Annotated in this window: 1 pseudogene; it reads right to left on the bottom strand. The window is 64.7% G+C overall.

Going from position 1 to position 1012, the window contains the following annotated elements:
• Positions 1–287 (bottom strand): annotated as a pseudogene (locus tag HII36_RS55490) (hypothetical protein); the annotation flags it as partial.
• Positions 288–1012: the final 725 nt, after the last annotated feature.

Here is a 1012-nt window from a genome sequence, read left to right as displayed (position 1 = left end):
GGGGTGGCCAGGCTGAGTCGTCCCGGGGGCCAGCCGTTCATCATCGGCAGCCATGGGCTCGCGTCGGCGACGGCCAGGACGCGGGCGTTGTCGGGACGATTGGCGAAGACGGCGGTCCAGAGTGCGGTGCGGCCGGGGTATTCGGGGTCGTCCTCGTCGAGGAAGTCGATGTCGGGTAATTGGCTGACCAGGTGGGCGACTGTTTTGGGTGATGCGTTCTCGGCTGCTTGATGGAGTAGGGAGTACTGCTCTGGGGGTGCGTGGACGTCGTCGGGGTCGAACGTCATGATGCTCCGTGGGGGATGGGGGTGGGTGCGAATAGGCCCATGGGCGCTCCGACAGGAATAATGCCGGTCAGGCTTGCCATATGCGACGAGGGAATCGCGATATCCGTGATGGCGATTGTTGGCTGATTCCACCAGAGGTTTCGAGGCCGGTGGCTACATCAGTTCAGAGGTGGTTGGTGTGCGGCGGTACCAGGTGGTCGATTAACGACTGGGGTGGGCGGTAGCGCGCGAGATGCGTGGCGCTGCTTGGGGGTCATCCACAGGGTGGGGATTTCCGTTCGGTGGGTGACTGGTCTCGGCTGATCGGCCATGTCGCCCTCCAACTGTGACGTCCCCAGCCCCGAAGCTTCGTGGTGGCTGGTCAGCAGGATCAGACCGAGTAGCTGGCCTCTCGCACACGTCGCGGTGGGAGGCCGGGGGTGGGGTGGTCGTGCCATTCGGGCTGCTTCAGGTGAGTGGTGTGCGTGAGTCGTCGTCGCTGGTCAGGTAGGAGGTCGGGCGGTTGCTTCGGTAACGCTTGCCCGAGCGTGCTTACGTAGACGGTGGTCAGTTCGGGGGCGCTGGGGAGGAACGGCATGGGAGGGCGGGTGCTGTGCTTGCATGCCATGCGGTTCCGCCGGATGCGGGGGTTAGCGGCTTGGTGAATGTGCCAAGTACGAGCAGTTGGGCTGCTTTGCGCGTCTGTGTAGCGGCGTGATCAGCCCAGTGCGGTCCCTGTCGGGGTG

The organism is Nonomuraea antri (assembly GCF_013283785.1).
Taxonomy (GTDB): Bacteria; Actinomycetota; Actinomycetes; order Streptosporangiales; family Streptosporangiaceae; genus Nonomuraea; species Nonomuraea antri.
Note: the sequence above shows the minus strand (reverse complement) of the source record. Positions and strands in the feature narration are given on the sequence as shown.